The sequence below is a fragment of the Acetobacter malorum genome, assembly GCF_002153605.1.
Classification (GTDB): domain Bacteria; phylum Pseudomonadota; class Alphaproteobacteria; order Acetobacterales; family Acetobacteraceae; genus Acetobacter; species Acetobacter malorum_A.
The window spans coordinates 1-21,461 of record NZ_JOPG01000002.1 but is presented as its reverse complement, the minus strand read 5'-3'; the positions used below and the strand labels follow the sequence as shown (position 1 = coordinate 21,461).

25 protein-coding genes and 2 tRNA genes are annotated in these 21,461 nt (G+C 60.1%); 9 read left to right on the top strand and 18 right to left on the bottom strand.

The window, feature by feature from the left end:
- Positions 1–48 precede the first annotated feature (48 nt).
- The 3 genes from hpnC to hpnA form a co-directional block, all read right to left on the bottom strand.
- Positions 49–909, bottom strand: coding sequence for a squalene synthase HpnC (gene hpnC, locus HK23_RS01260; RefSeq protein WP_086652586.1), 861 nt, complete (start codon positions 907–909; stop codon positions 49–51).
- A gap of 123 nt (positions 910–1,032) precedes the next feature.
- Positions 1,033–2,271, bottom strand: a complete 1,239-nt coding sequence (locus tag HK23_RS01255; RefSeq protein ID WP_086652611.1) for a glycosyltransferase — start codon at positions 2,269–2,271, stop codon at positions 1,033–1,035.
- A gap of 11 nt (positions 2,272–2,282) precedes the next feature.
- A complete protein-coding gene (hpnA, locus tag HK23_RS01250; RefSeq protein ID WP_063907712.1) occupies positions 2,283–3,278 on the bottom strand; it encodes a hopanoid-associated sugar epimerase in 996 nt (331 codons plus the stop codon).
- A gap of 213 nt (positions 3,279–3,491) precedes the next feature.
- Between hpnA and HK23_RS01245 the strand changes: the two genes are divergently transcribed.
- Together HK23_RS01245 and HK23_RS01240 are read left to right on the top strand one after the other, a co-directional pair.
- A complete protein-coding gene (locus HK23_RS01245; RefSeq protein WP_063907711.1) occupies positions 3,492–4,547 on the top strand; it encodes a lysylphosphatidylglycerol synthase domain-containing protein in 1,056 nt (351 codons plus the stop codon).
- A gap of 44 nt (positions 4,548–4,591) precedes the next feature.
- Positions 4,592–5,497 (top strand): prephenate/arogenate dehydrogenase family protein, encoded by a 906-nt coding sequence (locus HK23_RS01240; protein ID WP_086652610.1) that lies wholly within the window; start codon positions 4,592–4,594, stop codon positions 5,495–5,497.
- Positions 5,498–5,506: 9 nt separating this feature from the next.
- On the opposite strand, the gene HK23_RS01235 is transcribed toward HK23_RS01240, so the two are convergent.
- From HK23_RS01235 to HK23_RS01225, 3 genes are all read right to left on the bottom strand, one after another.
- Positions 5,507–6,253, bottom strand: a complete 747-nt coding sequence (locus HK23_RS01235) for a tetratricopeptide repeat protein (protein WP_086652585.1) — start codon at positions 6,251–6,253, stop codon at positions 5,507–5,509.
- 3 nt (positions 6,254–6,256) lie between these two features.
- Complete coding sequence (ykgO, locus tag HK23_RS01230) at positions 6,257–6,382, bottom strand: type B 50S ribosomal protein L36 (protein WP_003625637.1); 126 nt, start codon at positions 6,380–6,382, stop codon at positions 6,257–6,259.
- Positions 6,383–6,530: 148 nt separating this feature from the next.
- Positions 6,531–7,484, bottom strand: a complete 954-nt coding sequence (locus HK23_RS01225; RefSeq protein ID WP_063907709.1) for a hydrogen peroxide-inducible genes activator — start codon at positions 7,482–7,484, stop codon at positions 6,531–6,533.
- Between the two features lie 208 nt (positions 7,485–7,692).
- On the opposite strand from HK23_RS01225, the gene HK23_RS01220 reads away from it, so the two are divergent.
- Both HK23_RS01220 and ahpD read left to right on the top strand, forming a co-directional pair.
- Complete coding sequence (locus tag HK23_RS01220; protein ID WP_063907708.1) at positions 7,693–8,235, top strand: peroxiredoxin; 543 nt, start codon at positions 7,693–7,695, stop codon at positions 8,233–8,235.
- Positions 8,236–8,351: 116 nt separating this feature from the next.
- Positions 8,352–8,879 (top strand): alkylhydroperoxidase, AhpD family, encoded by a 528-nt coding sequence (gene ahpD, locus HK23_RS01215; protein WP_063907707.1) that lies wholly within the window; start codon positions 8,352–8,354, stop codon positions 8,877–8,879.
- 165 nt (positions 8,880–9,044) lie between these two features.
- Here ahpD and HK23_RS01210 read toward each other — a convergent pair.
- The 4 genes from HK23_RS01210 to ppa all read right to left on the bottom strand — a co-directional run bounded on the left by HK23_RS01210 (position 9,045) and on the right by ppa (position 11,665).
- Positions 9,045–9,121 (bottom strand) — tRNA-Asp (locus tag HK23_RS01210).
- Between the two features lie 255 nt (positions 9,122–9,376).
- Entirely contained in the window at positions 9,377–9,985 is a 609-nt protein-coding gene (locus HK23_RS01205; RefSeq protein WP_063907706.1) for a YceI family protein, read from the bottom strand.
- Positions 9,986–10,082: 97 nt separating this feature from the next.
- Positions 10,083–10,913 (bottom strand): DODA-type extradiol aromatic ring-opening family dioxygenase, encoded by an 831-nt coding sequence (locus HK23_RS01200; RefSeq protein ID WP_086652584.1) that lies wholly within the window; start codon positions 10,911–10,913, stop codon positions 10,083–10,085.
- A gap of 227 nt (positions 10,914–11,140) precedes the next feature.
- A complete protein-coding gene (gene ppa / locus HK23_RS01195) occupies positions 11,141–11,665 on the bottom strand; it encodes an inorganic diphosphatase (protein ID WP_063907705.1) in 525 nt (174 codons plus the stop codon).
- 155 nt (positions 11,666–11,820) lie between these two features.
- Here ppa and HK23_RS01190 point away from each other — a divergent pair.
- Positions 11,821–11,894 (top strand) — tRNA-Ile (locus tag HK23_RS01190).
- A 68-nt stretch (positions 11,895–11,962) separates the two neighbouring features.
- Complete coding sequence (ettA, locus tag HK23_RS01185) at positions 11,963–13,642, top strand: energy-dependent translational throttle protein EttA (protein WP_063907704.1); 1,680 nt, start codon at positions 11,963–11,965, stop codon at positions 13,640–13,642.
- On the opposite strand, the gene HK23_RS14470 is transcribed toward ettA, so the two are convergent.
- Positions 13,643–13,801: a hypothetical protein gene (locus HK23_RS14470; RefSeq protein ID WP_179193757.1), complete on the bottom strand. Its 159-nt coding sequence runs from the start codon at positions 13,799–13,801 to the stop codon at positions 13,643–13,645. It abuts the gene before it with no gap.
- On the opposite strand from HK23_RS14470, the gene HK23_RS01180 reads away from it, so the two are divergent.
- Positions 13,767–14,264 carry a GNAT family N-acetyltransferase gene (locus HK23_RS01180; RefSeq protein WP_086652609.1) on the top strand — a complete coding sequence of 166 codons (498 nt, stop codon included), beginning with the start codon at positions 13,767–13,769 and terminating at the stop codon, positions 14,262–14,264. The genes HK23_RS14470 and HK23_RS01180 overlap by 35 nt on opposite strands.
- Before the next feature lie 80 nt (positions 14,265–14,344).
- On the opposite strand, the gene HK23_RS01175 is transcribed toward HK23_RS01180, so the two are convergent.
- From HK23_RS01175 to queA, 7 genes are all read right to left on the bottom strand, one after another.
- Entirely contained in the window at positions 14,345–14,971 is a 627-nt protein-coding gene (locus HK23_RS01175) for an MlaC/ttg2D family ABC transporter substrate-binding protein (RefSeq protein WP_086652583.1), read from the bottom strand.
- Positions 14,972–14,993: 22 nt separating this feature from the next.
- Entirely contained in the window at positions 14,994–15,842 is an 849-nt protein-coding gene (locus HK23_RS01170; protein ID WP_063907702.1) for an MlaA family lipoprotein, read from the bottom strand.
- A 220-nt stretch (positions 15,843–16,062) separates the two neighbouring features.
- Complete coding sequence (locus HK23_RS01165) at positions 16,063–16,890, bottom strand: TerB family tellurite resistance protein (protein WP_086652582.1); 828 nt, start codon at positions 16,888–16,890, stop codon at positions 16,063–16,065.
- A 203-nt stretch (positions 16,891–17,093) separates the two neighbouring features.
- The gene (locus tag HK23_RS01160; RefSeq protein ID WP_063907701.1) at positions 17,094–17,342 is read right to left on the bottom strand and encodes a ribbon-helix-helix domain-containing protein; all 249 of its coding nucleotides are present in this window, start codon (positions 17,340–17,342) and stop codon (positions 17,094–17,096) included.
- On the bottom strand, positions 17,339–18,457 hold the full coding sequence (gene queG, locus HK23_RS01155) for a tRNA epoxyqueuosine(34) reductase QueG (RefSeq protein WP_086652581.1): 1,119 nt from the start codon (positions 18,455–18,457) through the stop codon (positions 17,339–17,341). The genes HK23_RS01160 and queG overlap by 4 nt, the downstream gene beginning before the upstream one ends.
- 11 nt (positions 18,458–18,468) lie before the next feature.
- The gene (tgt, locus tag HK23_RS01150) at positions 18,469–19,629 is read right to left on the bottom strand and encodes a tRNA guanosine(34) transglycosylase Tgt (RefSeq protein ID WP_086652580.1); all 1,161 of its coding nucleotides are present in this window, start codon (positions 19,627–19,629) and stop codon (positions 18,469–18,471) included.
- The gene (gene queA, locus HK23_RS01145) at positions 19,626–20,705 is read right to left on the bottom strand and encodes a tRNA preQ1(34) S-adenosylmethionine ribosyltransferase-isomerase QueA (RefSeq protein WP_086652579.1); all 1,080 of its coding nucleotides are present in this window, start codon (positions 20,703–20,705) and stop codon (positions 19,626–19,628) included. The genes tgt and queA overlap by 4 nt, the downstream gene beginning before the upstream one ends.
- A 186-nt stretch (positions 20,706–20,891) precedes the next feature.
- Here queA and HK23_RS01140 point away from each other — a divergent pair, with 186 nt between their 5' ends.
- Together HK23_RS01140 and HK23_RS01135 are read left to right on the top strand one after the other, a co-directional pair.
- Positions 20,892–21,110, top strand: a complete 219-nt coding sequence (locus HK23_RS01140; RefSeq protein ID WP_043551339.1) for a hypothetical protein — start codon at positions 20,892–20,894, stop codon at positions 21,108–21,110.
- Between the two features lie 13 nt (positions 21,111–21,123).
- Positions 21,124–21,461, top strand: a 338-nt coding sequence (locus tag HK23_RS01135; protein WP_086652608.1) for a YbhB/YbcL family Raf kinase inhibitor-like protein, incomplete at its 3' end; no start/stop codon positions are given.

Below are 21,461 nucleotides of genomic sequence, written 5' to 3'. Positions count from 1 at the left end.
AATCGTCATATCCGGCTCTTTTTACAGACCTGCGGACATTCTGAAAGCTCAGGACCATGCCCGCAGGGCCGCACCTGCTGCATACATGATATCTGTGCGTTTCAGAGCAACGCGTCCGGCCAGCGGATCTTCCCGCCGCAGGCGCTGCGTGAGCCGGTGCGCCAGACTGACAATGGCGGCACATTCCATCCGGAAGCGCCGGTCCCGCACCAGACCGGGCAGAGCGGAGGCCTCCCGGTTCAGGGCGTCCACACCGTCCAGCAGGGTGTTGAACACCCGGCGCAGATTGGGCGTGGCGCGGCCTGCCAGCAGGTCATCCTGCGTGGCGCCAGCCTGTGCCATCAGGTCTGCTGGCATATAGCATCGGTGCAGGCGCTGGAGGTCACCCTGACAGTCCTGCAAATGGTTGAGAATCTGGAGTGATGTGCAGAGCGCGTCCGAGGCGGCAAAAGTGTGCGGCACTTCCCCGTGCAGGTGCAGCAGAAACCGCCCGACCGGATTGGCGGAATAGCGGCAATAGTGCCGCAGATCATCCCACGAGGTGCATGGCGTGCCGCGGGAATCGTCCCGGAAGGCAATCAGCAGGTCGGTCGCGGTTTCAAACGGGACACCTGTTTTTAGGAAAGAGGCGCGTAGTTTGGCGGCACTCAGAGCGTCCGCGCGGGGAATGGGGTCGCGCTTGCCCAGAAGCACGTCTTCCATTGCGTCCAGACGGGCAATTTTCTCATCCGCGCTCAGCGTTTCGCAGTCTGCGATATCGTCAATGACGCGCGCATAATCGTAATACGCATGCACGTGCGGGCGCAGGGCCTTGCTGAGCAGAAGGGAGCCAACGGGAAAATTCTCGTCAGATGCACCTTTGCCGGAAGAAACATCGTCTCTTCCCCAGACGGAGGCGGTATCAGTCATGTCAGGCTCTGCGATGAGAAAGAAGGAAGCATAGCCGGAGCTTTACACGCTCTCTCCCGGTGTGCCTACTCCCCTCATGGGCAGAGAGGGTGTGGCACACAGGGCTGGCGGAGGGCTGCGTTTTCACGCTCGGCCGCCGGGCATCCGGGCCGCTTTGGCCTGTTCCGGTGCGGGAGAGGATGCTGTTGCCGTTGTGCGGCCATCATTGGGGATGGCCTCCGTATAGGCCCGGTTTTTCCAGACAACGCCGCGCCCCCGATAGTGGTTGATGGCAGAACCGATGGTCGCTGCTGTGTAAAAAACGGCCACAAATGGCAGCGTTAGCGCCCAGAGTGGGGAGATGCGGAAGCGCCGGAGGGTGGGCACAAAGGAGCCGATGGAGACTAGCCAGGTTGCCAGCCCGACCCAGCGTGTCAGCCCGTGGCCGAACAGGGCGAGCAGCCCCGGCGCAATCCAGACCACGCCCATGGCCAGCACTGTCAGCACCAGAAAAAGGGGGGAGTAGCGCAGTTGCACAAACGCTGTGCGGGCAATCATCCGCCAGACATCAATGGCGTGCGGGTAGGGGCGAATGGAGCGGGCCAGACAGGAATGGCCCAGATAGAGGCGACCCCCGGCCTGCTTGACGCACGTGGCCAGTGTGCAGTCATCAATCAGTGCCCCCTTCAGGGCTTCAATCCAGCCGATTTCTGCCAGCATGTCCCGCCGGATCAGAATCGTGCCGCCTGCCGCCCCGGCGGTGCGGCTTTTGGGATTGTTGACCTGCGCGAAGGGGTAGAGCAGCGCAAAGAAGAACACAAAGGCTGGCACCAGAGCGCGTTCGGCCAGACTTTCACACTGGAGCTCCACCATTTCGGACACCATGTGCAAGGTGTCCGTCTGGGCTTTGGCAACCAGTGTGGAAATGTGTTGCGGGGCGTGCACAATGTCCGCATCGGTGAACAGGATATAACCGCTGTTAGCGTCCTGCTGGCGGCGAGCTTCCGCCACGCCTTGCGCCACGGCCCAGAGTTTGCCGCTCCATCCCGGTTCCGGGTCGGCGCCGTCCAGCACAGTCAGGCGACCTTTGGGGTCAGGCAGGGCGCGGGCCAGAGCGCCGGTATCATCCTCGCTCCGGTCATTCACCAGAATAAGAGAAAGGCGACCGGCATAGTCCTGCGTCAGGAGGGAAGAGAGGGCGACTTCAATGGACTCGGCCTCATCCCGCGCGGGGATGACAACCGTGACATTCGGCATGATATCCGCCGGAGCCTTGCTGGCGCAGGCCGGGCGGAGGATGGGACCAGCCTGCCAGAACCGCCCGTGGAAAAAAATAAGACCAAACCAGATGAGTGCTGAGAGAACAGCCAGACCAAACAGCATCATCCCGCCCCTTACTTCAGCATGCCGTTGTTACGGAACCATGTGATGGCGTCCTCAACGGCCTGCCGGGCGGGGCGGGGGCTGTAGCCCAGTTCCCGGATGGCTTTGTCCGAGGAGAAGAACATCTTCTTGCGGGACATGGCCAGCATCTCCCGCGTGACACGCGGTGAGAAGCCAAAGGAACGGGAGAGCCATTCCGATGCCACAGCGACCGGCCAGATGACTTCCTGCGGCAGGCTGATGCGCGGCGGGGGCACATGGGCAATTTCAGACACCATGGCGAACAGGTCGCGCAGCAGGTAGTTTTCGCCGCCCAGAATATATTTTTCGCCAATGGTGCCGCGTTCCAGTGCCAGCGCGTGGCCTTCCGCCACGTCATCCACATGCACAATGTTCACGCCCGTATCCACATAGGCAGGCATGCGGCCAGCGGCACAGTCCAGAATCATCTGCCCGGTGGGGGTGGGTTTGATGTCCCGCGGGCCAACCGGCGTGGACGGGTTGACGATCACGGCGGGGAGGCCCTGCGTCTTCACTAGATCAAGCACTTCCTGCTCAGCCCGATATTTGGAGCGCTTGTAGATGCCGATGACGCCGTGTTCGTGCACCGGAGTCGCTTCATCAGACTCCGTGCCATCACCAATCAGGCCGAGCGCTGCGACGGAGGAACAATACACAATGCGTTCCACTCCGGCCTTCTGGGCAGCCAGCATCAGCAGGCGGGTGCCTTCCACGTTGGCCGTCATCATCGGGGCGGGGTCTGGCACCCACAGCCGGTAGTCCGCAGCAACATGAAAGACGTAGCGGCAGCCTTCCACAGCGCGGGCAAAGGTATCGGGGCGGGAGAGGTCCCCTTCCACCAGTTCTGCTGGAATATCCGCAATATTGCGCCGGTCACTGCCCTCGCGCACCATGAGTCTCAGCGTGTGTCCGCGTTCAAGCAGCGTGCGGGCAACGGCAGACCCGACAAAACCTGTCGCGCCGGTGACGAGCGTATGGGCGGTCATATGAAGTGCGCTCCCATAATGGGTAGAAGAAGTGGAAGGGTGTGAAACCCGAACGGCTGGTTTGTTTCTTTATCCTGCCCCCCAAGGTGGCGCCAGACCCCGGGCTGGTGTAAGTGGTCTGATCACTCATGAATGCAGCCCCTCTGGTCAGGTGTTTTACGCCAGGGAGCAGGGAGGCCCAGGGGGGCATCTCGGGCGGGTAGAGCTTAGGCCTTGAAGAAGCTTACGATTTTTCTGACTTTGCTGGGTCTGGTTGCCATTACGGCGGCAGTGGCGTGGAGTGGCGTTGGCTCCGTGGTGCACGCTGTCATGCGTATTGGTCTGGGCGGCTTCCTTCTCATGGTATGCTGCCAGCTTGCCGTAAACGGCATGCTGGGGCTGGCCTGGCACGCGGCTCTGCCGGAAATCGGGTATTTGCGCCTTCTGGGGGCGCGCATGGTGCGGGACGCTGCGGCAACCTGCCTGCCGTTCTCCCAGCTGGGCGGGATTGTCATCGGCATTCGTGCCACTTGTTCGGGCCACGGTTTGCACGGGCGGGAGGCGCGCCAGATTGACTGGCCGGAAGCTGCCAGTGCCAATCTGGTTGATATCACCACAGAAGTGATGGGGCAGGTGGCGTTTGTGCTGCTGGGTGTGGCCTTTCTGGTGGCTCATCAGCGTTCCAGCCCGTTTGTGGTCCCGGTTATTATTGGCGCGGTCTTCCTGATGCTCGGCACGGCCGGGTTCATCTGGACGCAGCGGCATGGCGGCAGCATTTTCCGCAAGTTTGGCGGCATGTTTACCCGCAGTCTGGCGTCTCAGTGGCATGACAGCATGCTGAGTGGGGCGGACACGCTCCAGGAGCGGATGGAAGCCATCTGGAGCCGCCCGGGCCGGATCTGCCTGTCCGCCGCATACCATCTGCTTGGCTGGCTGGGCAGTGCGGCCATGCTTTGGATGACCGCCAATATGCTGGGGGCTCCCCTGACCTTGCCAAACGCTATCGCCATCGAGGGCGTGACCTGTGCCGTTATGTCACTTGGCTTTCTGGTGCCCGGCAGTCTGGGTGTGCAGGAAGGGGCGTATATGGCGCTGGGCCACGCGTTCGGGATTGATTCTTCCGTGTCTCTGGGCTTGTCCCTGCTGCGTCGCGGGCGTGAGCTGGCCATTGGCATTCCGGTCCTGCTGCTATGGCAGGTGATGGAAATGCGCGGGCTGCGTCAGCCTGTGACCAAGAAAACGGCCGACGTCAGCTACGGCCCCGCTCCGACTGTGGTGAAGGATTCCTGAGAGTGTCTTCAACTGTTTCTGACGCCTCTGGTCCGGATGCCGTGATGGCATCGGCTCATGAAGCTGCAACGCCCGTATTTGACACGCTTGTCGTTGTTGGTCCCGGCCTGATCGGCTCCTCCGTGCTGCGCCGGGCGCAGCAGAAAGGCACACTCGCCCGCCAGTTGATTGCGGTTGATGTCTCGCCAGAGGTGCGGGCGCGGGTGGAAGAGCTGGGGATTGCGGACCGTGTGATGGCTGACGCCGCTGAGGCCGCTGCGCTGGCGGACTGCGTCATGCTGTGTGTGCCGGTGGGAGCTATGGGGCCTGTGGCTGCAAAGGTGCTGCCCGCCATGCGGCCCGGCTCTGTTCTGACCGAAGTTGGCTCCACCAAGGTGTCTGTCATTGAGGCGATCAGTCCGTTTTTACGACCGGACGTGGCCTATGTTCCCGCACACCCCATGGCGGGCACCGAATATTCCGGGCCGGATGCCGGGTTTGCGACCCTGTTTGAAGACCGCTGGTGCCTGTTGACCCCGCTGGACGGCACGCCGCCGGAAGCCCTGAGTGCGATCCGCACATTGTGGGAGCGCTGTGGTGCGCGCCTGCGGGAAATGACGCCTGCGCACCATGACCGCGTGTGTGCCATTGTGAGCCATCTGCCGCATCTTCTGGCCTTTACCATTTGCGGCACCGCGGATGATCTGGCGGATGAAACCCGGTCTGAAGTGCTTGATTTTGCAGCGTCAGGGTTCCGGGATTTTACCCGTATTGCGGCATCAGACCCTGTGATGTGGCGGGATGTGTTCCTGTCCAACCGCGAGGCTTTGCTGGAAATGCTGGCGCGCTTTATGGAAGACGCACAGGCTATGGCGCGTGCGATCCGCTGGGGTGATGAAGACTATATTGTGGACCGCATCCAGCGTGGCCGCGCTATTCGCAAAAGCCTGATTGAAAACCGGCAGGCCTGAGGGGCCCCTTTAAGTCGGTTGACCGAAGGCCTTGATGTGCAGGGCGTCCAGATGCTTGTGGTTTTTGTCAGCCATTGGGTTGAGCTCCAGCACTTTCTGCCAGGCTTTGAGGGCGGCGGGGCCGTCCTTACGCTGCTCTTCCACCGTGGACAGAAGACCCCAGCTTTTGGCGTCCCGTCCATCCCGTTGCAGGGCTTCCCCCAGATCAGTAATGGCCGCGTTAAAATCGCCTGCGGCAAGGCGCATCTGGGCGCGGCTGCGCCACAGGATGGCGCTGTCTGGCTGAAGGGCCAGAGCGTCACTCAGATCCTCCACAGCCTCATCCGGCTTTTCTGCCTGACTATCCTTTTGCGCCCGCCGCAGCAGGAGCTGCGTGGTGGGGGAAAGACCTGCGGCGCGGAGGGCTTCCAGACGCGCTTCCAGCATCTGGGCATCTTCCGGCGTTTTAGCCTGAGCCAGCTGGTCGGCAAGGGCAGCAATCTGCTGCGGGCGGGTCAGCTTTTTACGCGGAGTAGTGGAGGATACTTTTCCTGCGGAGGGGCCTGAAGAGGATGTGCCGGGTGTAGGAGACTCCGCTGGCGCTGCGGCGGGCTGCGCGGTTTGTGCCGCAGCGAGTCCGGCAGTGCTCAGGCTGGCCAGAAGGCACGGGGCAATCAGAGTGCCAGAACGCAAAAACCCGCTTCTCCGAAAACCGGAAAAGCGGGTTGCACGCATGTCATGCGCCAGAAGCCAGCCGGGAAAGGCCGGACCCTGCATAATTCAGCCCTGACGAGCCTTCATGCGGGGGTTCTTCTTGTTGATGACATAAACCCGGCCGCGACGCCGTACGACACGGCAATCTTTATCGCGCACCTTGGCCGATTTCAGGCTGTTTCTGATTTTCATGGCCCGCTTTTCTCCGCCGATGCTCAAGAATTGAAATAAGGTGTGTCGGCACATACCGGCCCCGCCAGTACGAGTCAATGTTTTCCACGGAAAAGGGCCATAAATTGTTTATGGAAGTGTATTTTTTACCGGGAATTTGTCTGGCTCTTCAAACAAAGTCCTGACTTTGGATCTGCGTTGGGTGAGGTGCCAGACTGGAAAAGGCAGTTGCCAGTGTTCTGAAATCTTCCGAGCGTGGGGAGCGGGGGCGCCAGCCCAGACCGATGGTACGCCACACTGGCCCACCGGAAAGCGGGCGGCTGATAACAGGGTGCCCGCGCAGAATACCGCCTTCCAGCGCCAGTAATGGCACGACGCCGATGCCCAGCCCCAGCCCGACCATTTCCGCCATGGTATGGAGGGATGTGGCGGAGAAGGTGGAGTCGCTCTCACCCTCTGTGCCGTGCCATTCCCGGCCCTGTCGGCAAACCGCCAGCGTTTGCTCCCGCAGGCAGTGGCCATCTTCCATCATGATCATACGCTGATCTGCCAGCCGCTCTACCGGCACATGGCTCAGCCGGGCCAGCGGATGGTCTTCGGGCATGATGACGTGAAACGGGTCGCGCCACAGGGGCAGAGTTTCTGCCGTGTCACACAGGCAGGGCATAGCCAGAACCAGCATGTCCAGCCGCCCGATACCGAGTTTTTCCAGCAGATGTTCCGTTGTGTCTTCCGCAATGGACAGGGTGAGCTGCGGGAAGCGGGTGCGGATAGTTTTGACGAGTGGCTCAATCAGAAACGGACCGATGGTGGGAATCACGCCCAGCCGCAACGGGCCTGTCAGCGGCGTGCGGGCGGCGACGGCAAGCTGCGGCACGGCTTCCAGCGCTTCCAGCGCCTGCCGGCCTTTAAGCGCAATTTCATGCCCCAGCGGGGTGAAGACGACCTTTTTGCCGACCGTGCGGTCCAGTAGCTGGGAATCGAGCTGACGTTCCAGCGCCATGATGCCTGCGGAAAGGGTGGATTGCGTGACCGCGCAGGCCGCCGCTGCCCGTCCGAAATGGCGCAGTTCAGAGAGGGCGATCAGATAACGTAACTGCTGGGCAGAGGGGAGGGGAAGCACGGTCGGACCTCGGTCTTTTCAAGGGCTGAAAACGCATATCTGGGGCGATCTTATTTTTGAAGCGCCTTTGTCAGGTCAATCGATCATTTCAATGGTTTTGATATAAAATATTCATTGGCATGAATGGACGCACCGCGCCATAGATAATGCCCGACGACGGTATTGTGTGCCGTCGGAGCTTTTAAGCAACCCAAGAAGGAGCAAGCTTATGCTGACCGTTGGCGATAAGTTTCCGAGCTTTGATCTGACCGCCGTCCCCGGTGGTCCGGAAGGCCTGAAGGGCGATTTCGTCCAGATTTCCGACAAATCCGACGCTGGTAAGTGGAAGGTTGTCTTCTTCTGGCCGAAAGACTTCACGTTTGTCTGCCCGACCGAAATCGTGGCTTTTGGCAAGCTGGCCAAAGACTTTGCTGACCGTGATGCCGTTGTTTACGGCGTGTCCATCGACAGCGAATTCGTGCACCTCAACTGGCGTCTGCACAATGCCGATCTGAAAGATCTGCCGATTGCAATGCTGGCTGACATCAAGCGCGAGCTGACCGAAGGCACAGGCGTGATGCACAAGGAAGCTGGTGTTGCTCTGCGCGCCACCTTTGTTGTCGACCCGCAGGGCGTGATTCGTCACGTGTCTGTCAACGATCTGTCCGTTGGCCGTAACCCGCAGGAAATCGTGCGTATTCTGGACGGGCTGCAGAGCGATGAGCTGTGCCCCTGTAACTGGAAAAAAGGCGACGACTTTATCAAAGTCTGAGCCTGACGCTTCCCGTCTGGCCCCACGGGGTCAGACGGTTTTCTTCCAGACCGGGTTCAGCCCGTCTGCGGCGCAGATAGCTGCGCCATTCCTCCCCTTTTCATACGGATTATCTGATGTCGATCGACGCTCTGAAGGATCGTATTCCCGACTATGCGAAGGATCTGAGGCTGAATCTCGGGTCTCTCGCCAATGATGTGACCCTCACACCCCAGCAGCTGGCCGGTACGTTTGTGGCCTCTGCCATTGCTTCTCGCAATGATGTGGTGACGAAGGCCATCGTGGCTGAATTTGCCGACAAGCTGACGCCTGAAGCCCTGAACGCTGCCAAGTCTGCCGCGGCCATTATGGGCATGAACAATATCTACTACCGCTTTGTGCATATGGCGGGTGGGGATTACGGCAAGATGCCTGCGCAGCTGCGCATGAGCGTTATTGGCCGCCCCGGTGTGGAAAAAACGGATTTCGAGCTGTGGTCTCTGGCTGTTTCCGCAATCAATGGCTGTGGTCTGTGCGTGACCAGCCATGAAAAGATTGTGCGTGAAGAGCTGGGAGCGGAAGCTGTGCAGACTGCCGTGCGGATTGCTTCCACGGTGCATGCTGTAGCCGTCACTCTGGAAGCCGCTGCGGCTCTGGGCGACTGACGCTGGCAGATCAGGCTGGCCGCATGCCTTGAATGCGGCGCTTCGGGTCCGGGGTCTGTGTGGTAGAAAACCAGCAGGGCCCGGGCTTTTTTTATGAGAAAAATCGCTAGTGGCCCCGAGGGCAACACGCGCCACTTTCTTACTGAATTATTTTTTGAAGAAAAGTGGCGCGAGTGACGGGGCTCGAACCCGCGACCTCCGGCGTGACAGGCCGGCGCTCTAACCAACTGAGCTACACCCGCAGTCCAGACGCTCACCAGAAGTGTGCGTCGGTATGTCGCGTCTTATAGCGATGTTTTCAGCTTTGACAACCGGGGTTGGCGAAAAAAATAACGCATTATGAAATTTTTTTCGCAGAGCGCGGTTGGGCCTGATGAGAAAGGGGCGGCCATCCCTTAACGCATTGGAGGCTCTGCACTTTATAGAGCCACGCAGGACGGAGAACCCCTTCCGGGGCCTCCTTATGTTGCGGCCGCAGACGTGCCGGAGAGTGGGGCTTAGTTCTGCTTCTCGAATGCCCCGGCGATAGAGAGGGTGACGTCATCCCCCACCATCGGCACGTAGGTTTTTACCCCAAAATCGCTCCGTTTGAGGGTGCCGGTGGCCTGAAAGCCAAGCGTGTAGGCTTTATCCATCGGGTTGATGCCAGCCCCTACGTAACGCACCTGCAACGTGAGGGGCTTTGTGACCCCATGCAGCGTGAAATTCCCGGTGACAGCAGCCGAACCAGCACCAGTTGGGACCACTTTGGTGGAGACAAAAGTGGCTGTTGGATAACGGGCAGCGTCAAACCAGTCTGCGCCGTGCAGTTCGTCCGTCAGCTTTGCGCTGGTGGTCTGCACACTTGCAACCGGAATGGAAACACTCAGCTTTGAGGTTGCCGGATGGGCCGGGTCGAAGGTCAGGGAGCCAGTCGCGCCGGAAAAGAGGCCGGAATATTGGGTAAAGCCGAAATGGAGCAGAGAAAAAGTGACCTGTGTGTGGCTGGTTTCCACCTGATACGTGCCGGCCTGCACATCCTGCGGCGCCGTGGCGGCCTGTGCGGTGGACAATGTGGCGACGAGGCCAAGTGCAGCAAGAGCGGGAGCGAAAGACAGAGAAGTCATGAAAAGATGATCCTGTTGTGAGGGGGAATGAGAGTTGGAAAGAAACGTGGCGTAGGGGTGATGGGTTTTGTGAAAATTCAGCACGGTCAACGCACGCTTAACCGAACCGAAAGCCGGAGAGCGCCTTACCCATCACGGTATCCCGGTAGATCTGTATACCCCTGTCTGGGCCTGCGGCCCCGGCAGCGACCATAAGGGGAAGCAGATGTTCTTCTCTGGGGTGGCAGATGCGGGCTCCCGGGGCGGCTTCCCACTGTTGGAGGGCTGCATTCCGCTGGGTTTCCGGCGCACGCACGGCGGCAACCAGCCAGGCGTCAAACTCATGAGAGAGCGCATTGGAAGCCGGGTTTTCGCCCATAAAGTGCCGTAGGTTGTGGTAGGTCAGGCCGGTGCCCACAATCAGCACATTCTGGTCGCGTAGCGGGGTGAACGTCTGCCCGATGCGCAGATGTACTCCGGGGTCCAGAGTCTGCTGGAGTGAGAGTTCCACTACCGGAATATCAGCTTCTTCAAACGCCAGCATGAAGGGGATGAAAACGCCGTGGTCCAGTCCGCGCTCGGGGTCTGCGGCGTTGGGGATGCCAGCTTTGGTGAGCAGAGCCTGTACCTGCTCAGCCAGTGCCGGAGAACCGGGGGCTGGGTAGCGCAAATGATAGGTGTGCGGCGGGAAGCCGTAATAATCATAAATCAGCGGCGGCCGGGCTGCGGCTGTGACCGTCGGGATCTCGGTTTCCCAATGGCCGGAGACAACCAGAATGGCGTCAGGCTTTTGCGGTAAAGTGTGACTGACGCCGCGCAGAAAGGCCGCCATGTTGTCCCACGTGTCTGGCCAGTCCATGAAAAAGCACGGACCACCGCCGTGCGGCAGAAACAGTACCGGCTGCCGGGGCAGGGGCGTATGGGGCGTCTGATCTGGGAGGGACGTCATGCTGTGAGCTGTGTCTCTTCAGGGAGTGGAATGCCTGAAGAGTCGCCTCATAAGCGCAGTTTGATAAGCCTGTATTTTGGGAAGAGATTTCACACCTTGAGTATGAAATCAGGCCCGCGCTTTACGCATAAAAAAACCGGAGGCCGCATTCCTGCTGCCCCCGGTCTGAAACATCCTGGCTTTTCTGCTTCGGGCCTTGTGGCCCTGTCAGGCAGAAAGGCGCAGGATTATTTGCTGCCCGCTGTCAGAGCGCTGCGAATGAAATCGCCAGCTTCTTCCTTCGTGCCCCAGCCTGTGACCTTCACCCACTTGCCGGGTTCCAGATCCTTGTAGCGGGTGAAGAAGTGCTCAATGGCCTTCACGGTGATTTCCGGCAGGTCTTCCACCGTCTGCACCTTGCTGTACTGCGGGTGGATCTTGTCGTGCGGGACGCAGATGATCTTTTCGTCCTGACCAGATTCGTCTTCCATTTTCAGCACGCCGATGGGGCGGGCGCGGATTACGGAGCCGGGGACAACATCGGTCGGTGTCAGCACCAGAGCATCGGTCGGGTCACCATCGGCAGCCAGCGTGCCGGGAATGAAGCCGTATGCCGTGGGATACGCCATGGGCGTGAACAGGAAGCGGTCCACAAACAGGGCACCGCTTTCTTTGTCGATCTCGTATTTAACGGAAGATCCCTGCGGAATTTCAATCACAACGTTGATGTCGAACGGCACGTCTTTGCCGGGGGAAAGTTTTGAGACGTCCATAAGGGCTGCTCCAGCACTAAAAATACGGATGGGCAGACCCTATCTGTCACATAGCAACTTGCCAAGTCGTAACAGGATAAGGACTGTTCTGGTGGTTTTTCCGGCTCTGTACCCTTGCCAAATGTGTCTGATTGCGTAATCAGGAAGCCGCCTGCGCGCCCGTAGCTCAATTGGTTAGAGCGGGCCGCTCATAACGGCTTGGTTGCGGGTTCAAGTCCTGCCGGGCGCAGGCGGTTTACGCCTCAATCGCGTCCATCCGACGGTTCCTGTCCATTTCCACTTCACGGAGGTCATCTCATGGCATCTTATCAATACGTCTATGTGATGAAGGACCTTACCAAGTCCTATCCGGGTGGGCGTGAAGTCTTCAAAGGCATTACGCTGTCCTTCCTGCCGGGTGTGAAAATCGGCGTGCTTGGTGTGAACGGCGCGGGTAAATCCACGCTGCTCAAGATCATGGCCGGGATCGACAAGGAATATGGCGGGGAAGCCTGGGCCGCTGAAGGCGTGCGCGTTGGCTATCTGGAGCAGGAACCCCAGCTGGACCCCAAGCTGACGGTTGGCGAGAACGTGGCTCTGGGCTTTGGCGATCTGAAAAAAGCCGTGGATCGTTTCAACGAAATTTCCATGCGCTTTGCCGAGCCGATGAGCGACGAGGAAATGAACGCCCTGCTGGCCGAACAGGCTGACCTGCAGGAAAAAATTGATGCAGGCGATGGCTGGGAGCTGGACCGCAAGCTGGAAATCGCGCTGGACGCCCTGCGCTGCCCGCCTGCTGACAGCCCTGTGGACAAGCTCTCCGGGGGTGAACGCCGCCGTGTGGCCCTGTGCCGCCTGCTGATTGAAAAGCCTGATATCCTGCTGCTGGATGAACCGACCAACCATCTGGACGCAGAAAGCGTGGCATGGCTGGAAAAGACGCTGCACGATTATCAGGGCACTGTGATGGTCATTACCCATGACCGTTACTTCCTGGACAACGTGACCAACTGGATTCTGGAAATCGAGCGCGGTCGCGGCATTCCGTTTGAAGGCAACTATTCCTCCTGGCTGGAACAGAAGCGCAAGCGGCTGGCTCAGGAAGAAAAAGAAGAAAGTGCCCGCCAGCGTGCGCTGGCTGCCGAGCAGGAGTGGATTGGTTCCAGCCCCAAGGCGCGTCAGGCCAAAAGCAAGTCCCGTATTGCACGGTATGAAGAAATGCTGGCCCAGAGCGCTGAAAAGCAGAATGGCGTGGCGGACATTGTTATTGCTCCTGGCCCGCGTCTGGGTGGTACGGTTATTGAAGCCGACCATCTCAGCAAAGGCTTTGGTGAGCGCCTGCTGATTGATGACCTCAGCTTCAAGCTGCCGCCGGGTGGCATTGTGGGCGTTATCGGGCCGAACGGTGCGGGTAAATCCACTCTGTTCAAGATGATTGTGGGGCAGGAAAAGCCGGATGCGGGTGAGCTGAAAATCGGTGATACCGTGAAGCTCGGCTATGTTGACCAGTCCCGTGATGATCTGGACCCCAACAAGACGGTGTGGGAAGAAATTTCCGGCGGCACGGATGTCATCTATCTGGGCAAACGCGCTGTGCCGTCCCGTGCTTATGTGGGGGCGTTCAACTTCAAAGGGTCCGACCAGCAGAAAAAGGTTGGCATTCTTTCCGGTGGTGAGCGTAACCGCGTGCATCTGGCTAAAATGCTGCGGCAGGAAAGCAACGTGCTGCTGCTGGATGAACCGACCAACGATCTGGACGTCGATACCCTGCGTGCGCTGGAAGAGGCTCTGGGCGAATTCCCGGGCTGCGCCGTGGTCATCACCCATGACCGTTGGTTCCTTGACCGTCTGGCAACCCATATTCTGGCGTTTGAAGGGGATTCTCACGTCGAATGGTTTGAAGGGAACTTCCAGGCTTATGAGGAAGACAAGCGCCGTCGCCTTGGCCCGGATGCCACGGAACCTGGCCGCATTCGTTATCGGCCAATCTCCCGCTGATCAGGCTGGGTGGATGTCTGATGCGGCATCCATCATCTGAAGCCCTTTCGAGACACGACAACAGGACACGCTGCCGGGGACTGCTCCGGCGGCGTTTCTGCGTTCTGGCGGGGGTGTTGTCATGCTGACGGCGCGTTCAGTCAGAACAGGGCGGCTCATGCTGCAACCCGTCACATGGCGCGATATGGAGGATATGGCGTCGTTGAAGGCCGATGGCGGGGCGTTTGGCCAGATGCTGGGGGGCGTGTGTACCCGCCAGCAGGCCGAACGGGAAATGGCGGATGATATTGCCTTCTGGGCCTGCCACAGGGTCGGCATTTTCACTATTCGTGAGAATGACCGGTTTGTGGGCATGACTGGTATCCATGACCGTCCAGACGGGCGCGGCTTCGGGCTACGGTTTGCCTTGTATCCATGGGCCAGTGGGCGTGGCATTGCGCGGGAAGCGGCCAATGCGGCGCTAAACTTTACCCATGATGCCGGAGTGAAGCGGGTTATTGCTGTTGCCAAGGAAAGCAATCTGGCGTCCCGCACCATTCTGGGGGGGATCGGCATGCATGTGTACGAGACCTTCCCGCGGGATGGCCAGACCATGCTGGTTTATGAGAGTGTGCGCGGCTGAAGGCGGATCTGAGTGTGTGTGATGCATAAAAAAAGGGCACCCCGGGAGGTGCCCTTTTTAGAAACAATTTTTCAGACCGCTTAGTTGGTAGCCGGTGCGGAATGATGCTCAATCTGGCGTTTCAGGGCGCTCAGCAGGGCATCAATGTTGCCACCATTGCGAGCGATGTAGGAGGAGTAATCCTGACGCTGCGTCAGACGCAGGCTGGCGCCTTCCCCAACGACGTCCACCACTTTCGGGCTGCCGCCGGCATGGCCGACAATCCACTGCATGGAAGCAGGGGGCTGCTGCGGGCGGATCAGCGTGGCTTCGACAGAGTCGTCCTCACCAGATTTGGAGATAGCACCAATGGTGAAGCTGACGCCGCGATAATCGCCCAGCTTGTCGGTAATGGCGTTGACCAGCACTTCATGGAACAGTCCGAGATACTGCTTCTGCTGTTCCGGCGTGGCCAGTTTCCAGTAACGGCCAAGGCAGTAGCGGCCAATGGCGTCAATATCCACATCCTGCTGGATCAGCGGCAGAACACGGGCCTTTTTTTCCGACAGAGAAACCTGGCTGTTCACGATGGCGACCAGCTTGGAGCCGAAGGATTCGATAAACTGACGGGTGCCTTCAGCGGCACGGGCAGGCAGAACAGAAAGACTGCCAGCACAAAGGAGCGCGAGGGCGCCTGTCACAAGGCGACGGCTGGAAAGAAATTTCATGTCGGCGCTATCCTTGTTGTTTTTAGTGGTACCAGGCCGGCACGGTGGCGCGGTTATCGTTTTTGATAGCCTCAGCCTGTGCCTTCCGCTGCTGCTGATAGGCACTGCGGATTGTTGCGTAGGGGTCCAGTGCATCCCGCTGCAGGGCATCCAGCTCATCCAGATGCGTGGAGCGGCCATGCACAACGCCCATCATGTTATAGGCCCAGTTAAAGCTGATAAGCCCATAGCCACGCGGGACATAGTTCCAGGGGGAAAGCCCCTGATCAATCCCGTAGCCGATCCCATCACGGATGGAAGAGGGGCCCATGGGCAGGAACAGATACGGGCCGGAGGGAATGCCCCAGTTGGCCAGTGTCATGCCTGCATCGTTATCATGATGCGGATACCCGGCCATTTTAGCGACATCAATCAGCCCGCCAATCCCGACGGACATGTTGATGCACCAGCGCACGAAGGAATCGCCCGCACGGCGGGGTTTGCCTGCGCCCACATCGTTAAAGAACACGGAGGGCTCGTTCATGGTGGTGATCATGTTGCCCAGAGAATTCCGGACAGGGCGCGGCACGGCCCATACGTAGGCCTTGGCAACCGGGCGGAGTGCCCAGTGGTCGAACGTCATGGTCAGGTTGTAGACCTTGCGGTTCAGCGGCTCGTACGGGTCATTCGCCTGCTTGTATTCCTCAAGGGCGTCCGGATCTTTGGGAACCGGAGCCTTGATGGCGCTACACCCCGTCAGGGCAACCAGTGTCGCGATCAGTACAGAACTGCGTGAGGAAAAACGGCGCTGGGCCGAGGAGCCTTCCCGAGTCTGACCCGATTGTGTCTGACCGCGAGGGCGGAGCCGTGCACCGTTCCGTCCTGAATTCATTGCCGCGTTTACCTTCACCCTGTGACGCACCACTAAAACCTGACCCATCAGGGCAGGAGTCTTCTGCTGCCTTCTCTACCACGAGAAACGTTCTGCGCAATGCAGGTCATCCCTGCATGAAAGGCAGGTGAGCAGAAAAGAAGCGCTGTTTAGGCCCTTCAGTTTAATGAATGTGTCAATTTTTCCAATAATGTTGCGCGAATGCCGCACCGATGGCCCGTTACAGGCCCCGATCCCGTTTGATCATATCCCATGCGGCGTTGATGCGGGAAATTTTGGCGGAGGCTTCGGCAATTTCCGCAGGAGAAGCTTGGCGAGAGGCCATCACATCCGGGTGATATTGCCGTACCAGCACCTTCCAGCGGGCGCGAAGTTCCTCATTGGAGAGGGAGGCGTCCACACCCATCACCACATAGGCATCTTCTTCCGCCATGGCAGGGCGGGAGCGGCCTTGCTCCGCCCGTTCCCACGCACCCCGGCTTAGACCGAACAGCGCATGGACGCGTTGCAGGAACACCGTTTCCTCTTTGGTCAGCGGTTCATCCGCCGCCAGATCCGCACGGGCAATGCCAAAGAGCACGCCCATCAGGTCTTCCAGCGGCTGCTTGTCCTGCGCGTAGGCCGTGCCGAGTTCCCGAGCGAAGGATTCGTAATCGTCCGTTCTCTGGCGGGCGAGGTCAAACAGGCGGCCAACTTCCCGCATGTTCTCATCCGGCACCCGGAAGCGCATTTTGAAGGCGTTGATTTCCCGACGGTTTACCGGCGCATCGCACTTGGCCAGCTTGGCGCAGAGGATGATGCTCGTCAGGCCGTAGAGCTGTTCTTTTTTGCCCAGTGCCGCCGCCAGCTTGGCGGCCATAAAGGTCGCCGCACCATTGGGGTCGGGGTTTGCACGGGCTGCCCAGCGGTCACTCCATCCCCCGGTGGGGGGCTGAAGCAGGGTGCCTTTATCTGCGGCATGCCCTAATGCTGTGCCCAAAGCTGCGCCAACAGGTCCGCCCATGGCAAAACCTGCGACACCACCAAAAATCTTACCCCATATCGCCATGTTGCCTGCTTAGCATTGTCTGGGCTGCGGCCCAAATCCGACCCGCATGTGCGCCGTGTGTTCAGCATAGCAGGGCGGGACAGGATGCGAGAAGATGAAGGCGGGGCAATCCAGCCGTGAGGCTTTTGAGGAGAAGGAGGCTGATGGGGGAACAGCAAGGCGGATTAGCGCACAGTCTGGCACCAGATCGACGTGCAAAATTCTCAGACTGATAAATCCGAGGCCTGTGCAGCGCTCTGTTTTTGCAACCAGAGCAACGCCTGCACCCGCAGGAAAGAGGCCAGAGACTGAATGGGGCGGCGTTCCGTATCCAGTTGGGCGACCAGCACGGGCAAAGGCTGGTTGTGGGCGCGGGCCATGTCTTCCAGCACCTGCCAGAACTCCGGTTCCAGCGCCACGCTGGTATCATGGCCGGAGAGAATCAGGCTGCGTTTGCGTAAATGAGCACTCATTCGGGAACGCCTTCCAGACGGGCAAGGGCCCACCGGGCGGCCTCGGCAACCACGCTGTCCGTGTCCTGCGTCAGACGCTGCGCATGCGGGCGTAATTCGGCCAGTCCGGAATTACCTATGGCGATCAGCACATTGCGCACAAAGCGGTTGCGCCCGATGCGTTTGATGGGAGAGCCGGAAAATTTCTGGCGGAAGGCGGCATCATCCAGCTGGCTCAGGCTGGCCAGATCCGGGGCCATCAGGTCTGGCCTTGGTTGCAGCTTGATCTGGCGGGAGGTCTGCGCAAAGCGATTCCACGGGCAGACCGCCAGACAATCATCGCATCCGTAAATATGGGTGCCGATGGCCGGACGCAATTCCAAAGGAATCGGGCCTGCATATTCAATGGTCAGATAGGAAATGCAGCGCCGGGCATCCATGCTGTAGGGGGCGGGGAAAGCCTGCGTGGGGCAGGCGGTTAGGCAGCGTGTGCAACTGCCGCACCCCCCACCGGACGGTGGGGAGGCGGGCAGAGCCAGCGTGGTGTAGATTTCACCCAGAAACAGCCAGCTTCCCTGGCTGCGGGAGACCAGATTGGTGTGTTTACCCTGCCAGCCGAGTCCGGCCTGAGCGGCCAGCGGTTTTTCCGCAACCGGCGCAGTATCAACAAAGACTTTGACGCCGGGGGCTTCGGGTTCGGGATTCGCATTTTCATGCCCCCGTGCAGCAGCACGTTCGGCCTCCAGCCGACCTTCTCTGACCACAAACTGCGCCAGATGTTTCAGCATGCCTTTGATGAGGTCATGATAGTCGCGGTGTCGGGCGTAAACGGAAATATTGCCACGGTCAGGCTGGCTGAGGGTCGCGAGCGGATCGCCCTCGGGCGCGTAGGACAGGCCCAGCGCAATTACCGTGCGCGCTTCTGACCAGAGTGTGGTGGGCTGGGTCCGCTGGTTGGCTCTGTCGGCCAGCCAGCCCATCTCGCCATGATAGCCATTGGCCAGAAAGTCCGTCAGACGCTCTCGCACCTCCGGGCCGAGATGAGCGGGGCAGAAGCCGATGGCATCAAACCCCAGTGCCAGAGCTTTTTCCCTGATCCGGGCCGCCAGTTTTTCTGCTCCGGGCTGGGAGGGCATGTGGACTGCTTTCAGGGGACCGGGGGAATGGCTGGCTGGGGCATTTCATCTTCCGTCCAGTCTTCCGCTGCCCAGTTGGCGCGCAGGGTGGTGGCGAGTTCGTCCAGACGGCCTTCCACAATGGCTTCCCGGATCTGGCGCATCAGGCGCTGATAATAGGCAATGTTATGCCATGTCAGCAGCATGGGGCCGAGAATTTCATTGGCCCGGAACAGATGGTGCAGATAGGCGCGGCTATGGCGGGAGCAGGCCAGACAGTCGCAGTTGGGTGAAATGGGGCGTGCGTCCGTTGCGTGGCGGGCATTGCGCAGGTTGAGCGTGCCACGTTCTGTATAGGCGCGGGCAGTACGTCCGGCTCGGGTAGGCATTACGCAGTCAAACATATCCACGCCGCGCTGCACGCTGCCCAGCAGGTCATCCGGTGTGCCAACGCCCATCAGGTAGCGTGGCGCATTTTGCGGCATGACGGGCACTGTGGTGTCCAGCGTGGCGAACATCAGTTCCTGCCCTTCGCCCACTGCCAGACCGCCAATGGCGTAGCCTTCAAACCCGATATCCGTCAGCGCCTTGACGCTTTCCGCCCGCAGTTCCGGCTCCGTGCCGCCCTGCACAATGCCAAACTGGCCATAGCCGGTACGCTGCACAAAAGCTTCGCGGGAGCGGGCGGCCCAGCGCATGGACATCCGCATGGAGGCCGCAATAGTTTCCGGCGGGGCAGGCAGGGCCGGGCATTCGTCAAAACACATGGTGATGGTGGCATCCAGCGCGTGCTGAATGTCGGTCGAGCTTTCCGGGGTCAGTCGGTGATACGAGCCATCAATGTGGGAACGAAAGGTGACGCCATCCTGATCGAGCTTGCGCAGCGCGCCGAGAGACATGACCTGAAAACCGCCGGAATCAGTCAGGATCGGGCCGGACCAGTCCATAAAGCGATGCAGGCCGCCCAGCGCACGCACACGCTCGGCACCGGGCCGCAGCATGAGGTGGTAGGTGTTGCCCAGCACAATGCCAGCCCCGGTGGAGCGCACGGCATCCATCGTCATGGCTTTGACGGTGCCAACGGTGCCCACCGGCATAAAGGTCGGGGTGGCGACGGGACCGTGGGCGGTGTGCAGCATCCCCGCACGGGCAGCACCATCCGTGCTCTCACAGGTCCAGTGGAAACGGCTCATGCGGACTCTCCCGTGCGGTGGGCCTCAATAAGGTTGGCGCAGCGCAGCAGGCAGGCGTCCCCGTAGGAATAAAAGCGATACCCTGTCTGGATGGCGTGGGCATAAGCCGCACGCATCCGCTCCTCCCCCGCAAAAGCGCAGACCAGCATGAACAGGGTCGAGCGCGGCAGGTGGAAGTTGGTCATCAGCATATCCACGGCCCGGAAGCGATAACCGGGCCGGATGAAAATGGAGGTGACATCATCAAACGGATGCACAATGCCGTTTTCATCTGCCGCACTTTCCAACAGGCGCAGGCTGGTGGTGCCGACGGCAATAATGCGCCCTCCCGCCTTGCGCACGGCATTGATGCGCGCTGCAGTCTCCGGCGTGATGATGCCGCGCTCGGCGTGCATATGGTGTTTGGAAATGTCGTTTTCACGCACAGGCAGGAAGGTGCCAGCGCCCACATGCAGCGTCAGGGTGCAGCGTTCCGCACCGATAGCGTCTACGGCCTCCAGCAGGGCCGGGGTGAAGTGCAGGCCAGCCGTGGGTGCGGCAACGGCGCCCTTATGTTCCGCAAAAATGGTCGCGTAATCTTTCGCGTCCTGTGCAGTGGGGCCATCCGGGCGGTGGATATACGGAGGGAGTGCCAGCGCGCCGACATCCTGCAGGAACGTATCAAACGCCGAGCCTTCGGCAGAAAAACGCAGGATTGCGCCGCCGCCTTCTTCCCGCGCCAGAACGGTGGCGGTGTGGGGGCTGCCGGTAAAGGTCAGCGTATCGCCCACCTTCAGGCGGCGGGCGTTGCGTACCAGCACGTGCCATGAGGTATCCGGCAGGATCCGGTCCAGCGTAATGCCGATATGGGCCTCGCCCCGCAGGCCATGCAACTGGGCGCGGATGACGGCGGTATCGTTCGCCACCAGCAGGTCCCCGGCTTTCAGCAGGCTGGGCAGATCGCTCACATGGCGGTCCATAAAGGGGCCGTGTGCGGGGACATCCAGCAGACGCGCGGCTTCACGCGGTCGGGCTGGTTCCTGCGCAATCAGGGTTTCGGGCAGGTGGAAATCAAAATCTTCGGTGCGGTCGCTCATGTTGAAACGGGTTTACGCAATAGGCTGCGGTGACGCCAGAGGGGAGTGGCGTCCCGGTTGAGCAGAAAGCCGGAGAACGCACGTTTTTTCCGGCTGACATGGGTGCTGCGTTCTCTCGCGGGGTTGAAGAAGGCGCTCCGTAGGGCCAGATTTCGCTTTGCAAACAAACCCATATGGAGACCCACTATGTCTTATGCCCTGCTGGATGCTGCCCGTGTTGCCAAAGCGGCCAAGGTTTCTCTTGATGTTCTGAAGACAAATCCGGAAACCACGGAAGCGCACCAGCGTAAAGTGATCATGATTGAACGGATTGAAGCGCTGGCCGCTGCGGCTGCGGATTCTGACGCAGGTAAGGCTGTGACGCTGACATCTGAAGAATTCTGGCTCATCAGCCGCAACTGGTAAGAAAGGCGCACCCATGGCTTTTGTTCTGACAAGCCCCGCTTTTACGGACGGGGCCACTCTGCCGCAGGCTCAGGTTTATAACGGCATGGGGCAGACGGGGCAGAATTTGTCCCCGGCTCTGGAGTGGAAAAATGCCCCTCCGGGCACAAAAAGCTTTGTGGTGACGACGTATGACCCGGATGCCCCCACCGGTTCCGGCTGGTGGCATTGGGTTGTGGCCAATATTCCTGCCAGCGTGACGGCGCTGCCCGAAGGTGCGGGCTCAGGGAAGGGCGGCCTGCCGGAGGGTGCCGTGCAGGTGCGCACCGATTTTGGCGCTCCCGGCTATGGCGGGGCAGCACCCCCCCCGGG

What these genes read in the sequence shown, in the direction of transcription:
- hpnC (WP_086652586.1), bottom strand. Translation starts at nt 909, where the DNA reads ATGACTGATACCGCCTCCGTCTGGGGAAGAGACGATGTTTCTTCCGGC.
- HK23_RS01255 (WP_086652611.1), bottom strand. Translation starts at nt 2,271, where the DNA reads ATGCTGTTTGGTCTGGCTGTTCTCTCAGCACTCATCTGGTTTGGTCTT.
- hpnA (WP_063907712.1), bottom strand. Translation starts at nt 3,278, where the DNA reads ATGACCGCCCATACGCTCGTCACCGGCGCGACAGGTTTTGTCGGGTCT.
- HK23_RS01240 (WP_086652610.1), top strand. Translation starts at nt 4,592, where the DNA reads ATGGCATCGGCTCATGAAGCTGCAACGCCCGTATTTGACACGCTTGTC.
- HK23_RS01235 (WP_086652585.1), bottom strand. Translation starts at nt 6,253, where the DNA reads ATGCAGGGTCCGGCCTTTCCCGGCTGGCTTCTGGCGCATGACATGCGT.
- ykgO (WP_003625637.1), bottom strand. Translation starts at nt 6,382, where the DNA reads ATGAAAATCAGAAACAGCCTGAAATCGGCCAAGGTGCGCGATAAAGAT.
- HK23_RS01220 (WP_063907708.1), top strand. Translation starts at nt 7,693, where the DNA reads ATGCTGACCGTTGGCGATAAGTTTCCGAGCTTTGATCTGACCGCCGTC.
- ahpD (WP_063907707.1), top strand. Translation starts at nt 8,352, where the DNA reads ATGTCGATCGACGCTCTGAAGGATCGTATTCCCGACTATGCGAAGGAT.
- HK23_RS01205 (WP_063907706.1), bottom strand. Translation starts at nt 9,985, where the DNA reads ATGACTTCTCTGTCTTTCGCTCCCGCTCTTGCTGCACTTGGCCTCGTC.
- HK23_RS01200 (WP_086652584.1), bottom strand. Translation starts at nt 10,913, where the DNA reads ATGACGTCCCTCCCAGATCAGACGCCCCATACGCCCCTGCCCCGGCAG.
- ppa (WP_063907705.1), bottom strand. Translation starts at nt 11,665, where the DNA reads ATGGACGTCTCAAAACTTTCCCCCGGCAAAGACGTGCCGTTCGACATC.
- ettA (WP_063907704.1), top strand. Translation starts at nt 11,963, where the DNA reads ATGGCATCTTATCAATACGTCTATGTGATGAAGGACCTTACCAAGTCC.
- HK23_RS14470 (WP_179193757.1), bottom strand. Translation starts at nt 13,801, where the DNA reads ATGAGCCGCCCTGTTCTGACTGAACGCGCCGTCAGCATGACAACACCC.
- HK23_RS01175 (WP_086652583.1), bottom strand. Translation starts at nt 14,971, where the DNA reads ATGAAATTTCTTTCCAGCCGTCGCCTTGTGACAGGCGCCCTCGCGCTC.
- HK23_RS01170 (WP_063907702.1), bottom strand. Translation starts at nt 15,842, where the DNA reads ATGAATTCAGGACGGAACGGTGCACGGCTCCGCCCTCGCGGTCAGACA.
- HK23_RS01165 (WP_086652582.1), bottom strand. Translation starts at nt 16,890, where the DNA reads ATGGCGATATGGGGTAAGATTTTTGGTGGTGTCGCAGGTTTTGCCATG.
- HK23_RS01160 (WP_063907701.1), bottom strand. Translation starts at nt 17,342, where the DNA reads ATGAGTGCTCATTTACGCAAACGCAGCCTGATTCTCTCCGGCCATGAT.
- queG (WP_086652581.1), bottom strand. Translation starts at nt 18,457, where the DNA reads ATGCCCTCCCAGCCCGGAGCAGAAAAACTGGCGGCCCGGATCAGGGAA.
- tgt (WP_086652580.1), bottom strand. Translation starts at nt 19,629, where the DNA reads ATGAGCCGTTTCCACTGGACCTGTGAGAGCACGGATGGTGCTGCCCGT.
- queA (WP_086652579.1), bottom strand. Translation starts at nt 20,705, where the DNA reads ATGAGCGACCGCACCGAAGATTTTGATTTCCACCTGCCCGAAACCCTG.
- HK23_RS01140 (WP_043551339.1), top strand. Translation starts at nt 20,892, where the DNA reads ATGTCTTATGCCCTGCTGGATGCTGCCCGTGTTGCCAAAGCGGCCAAG.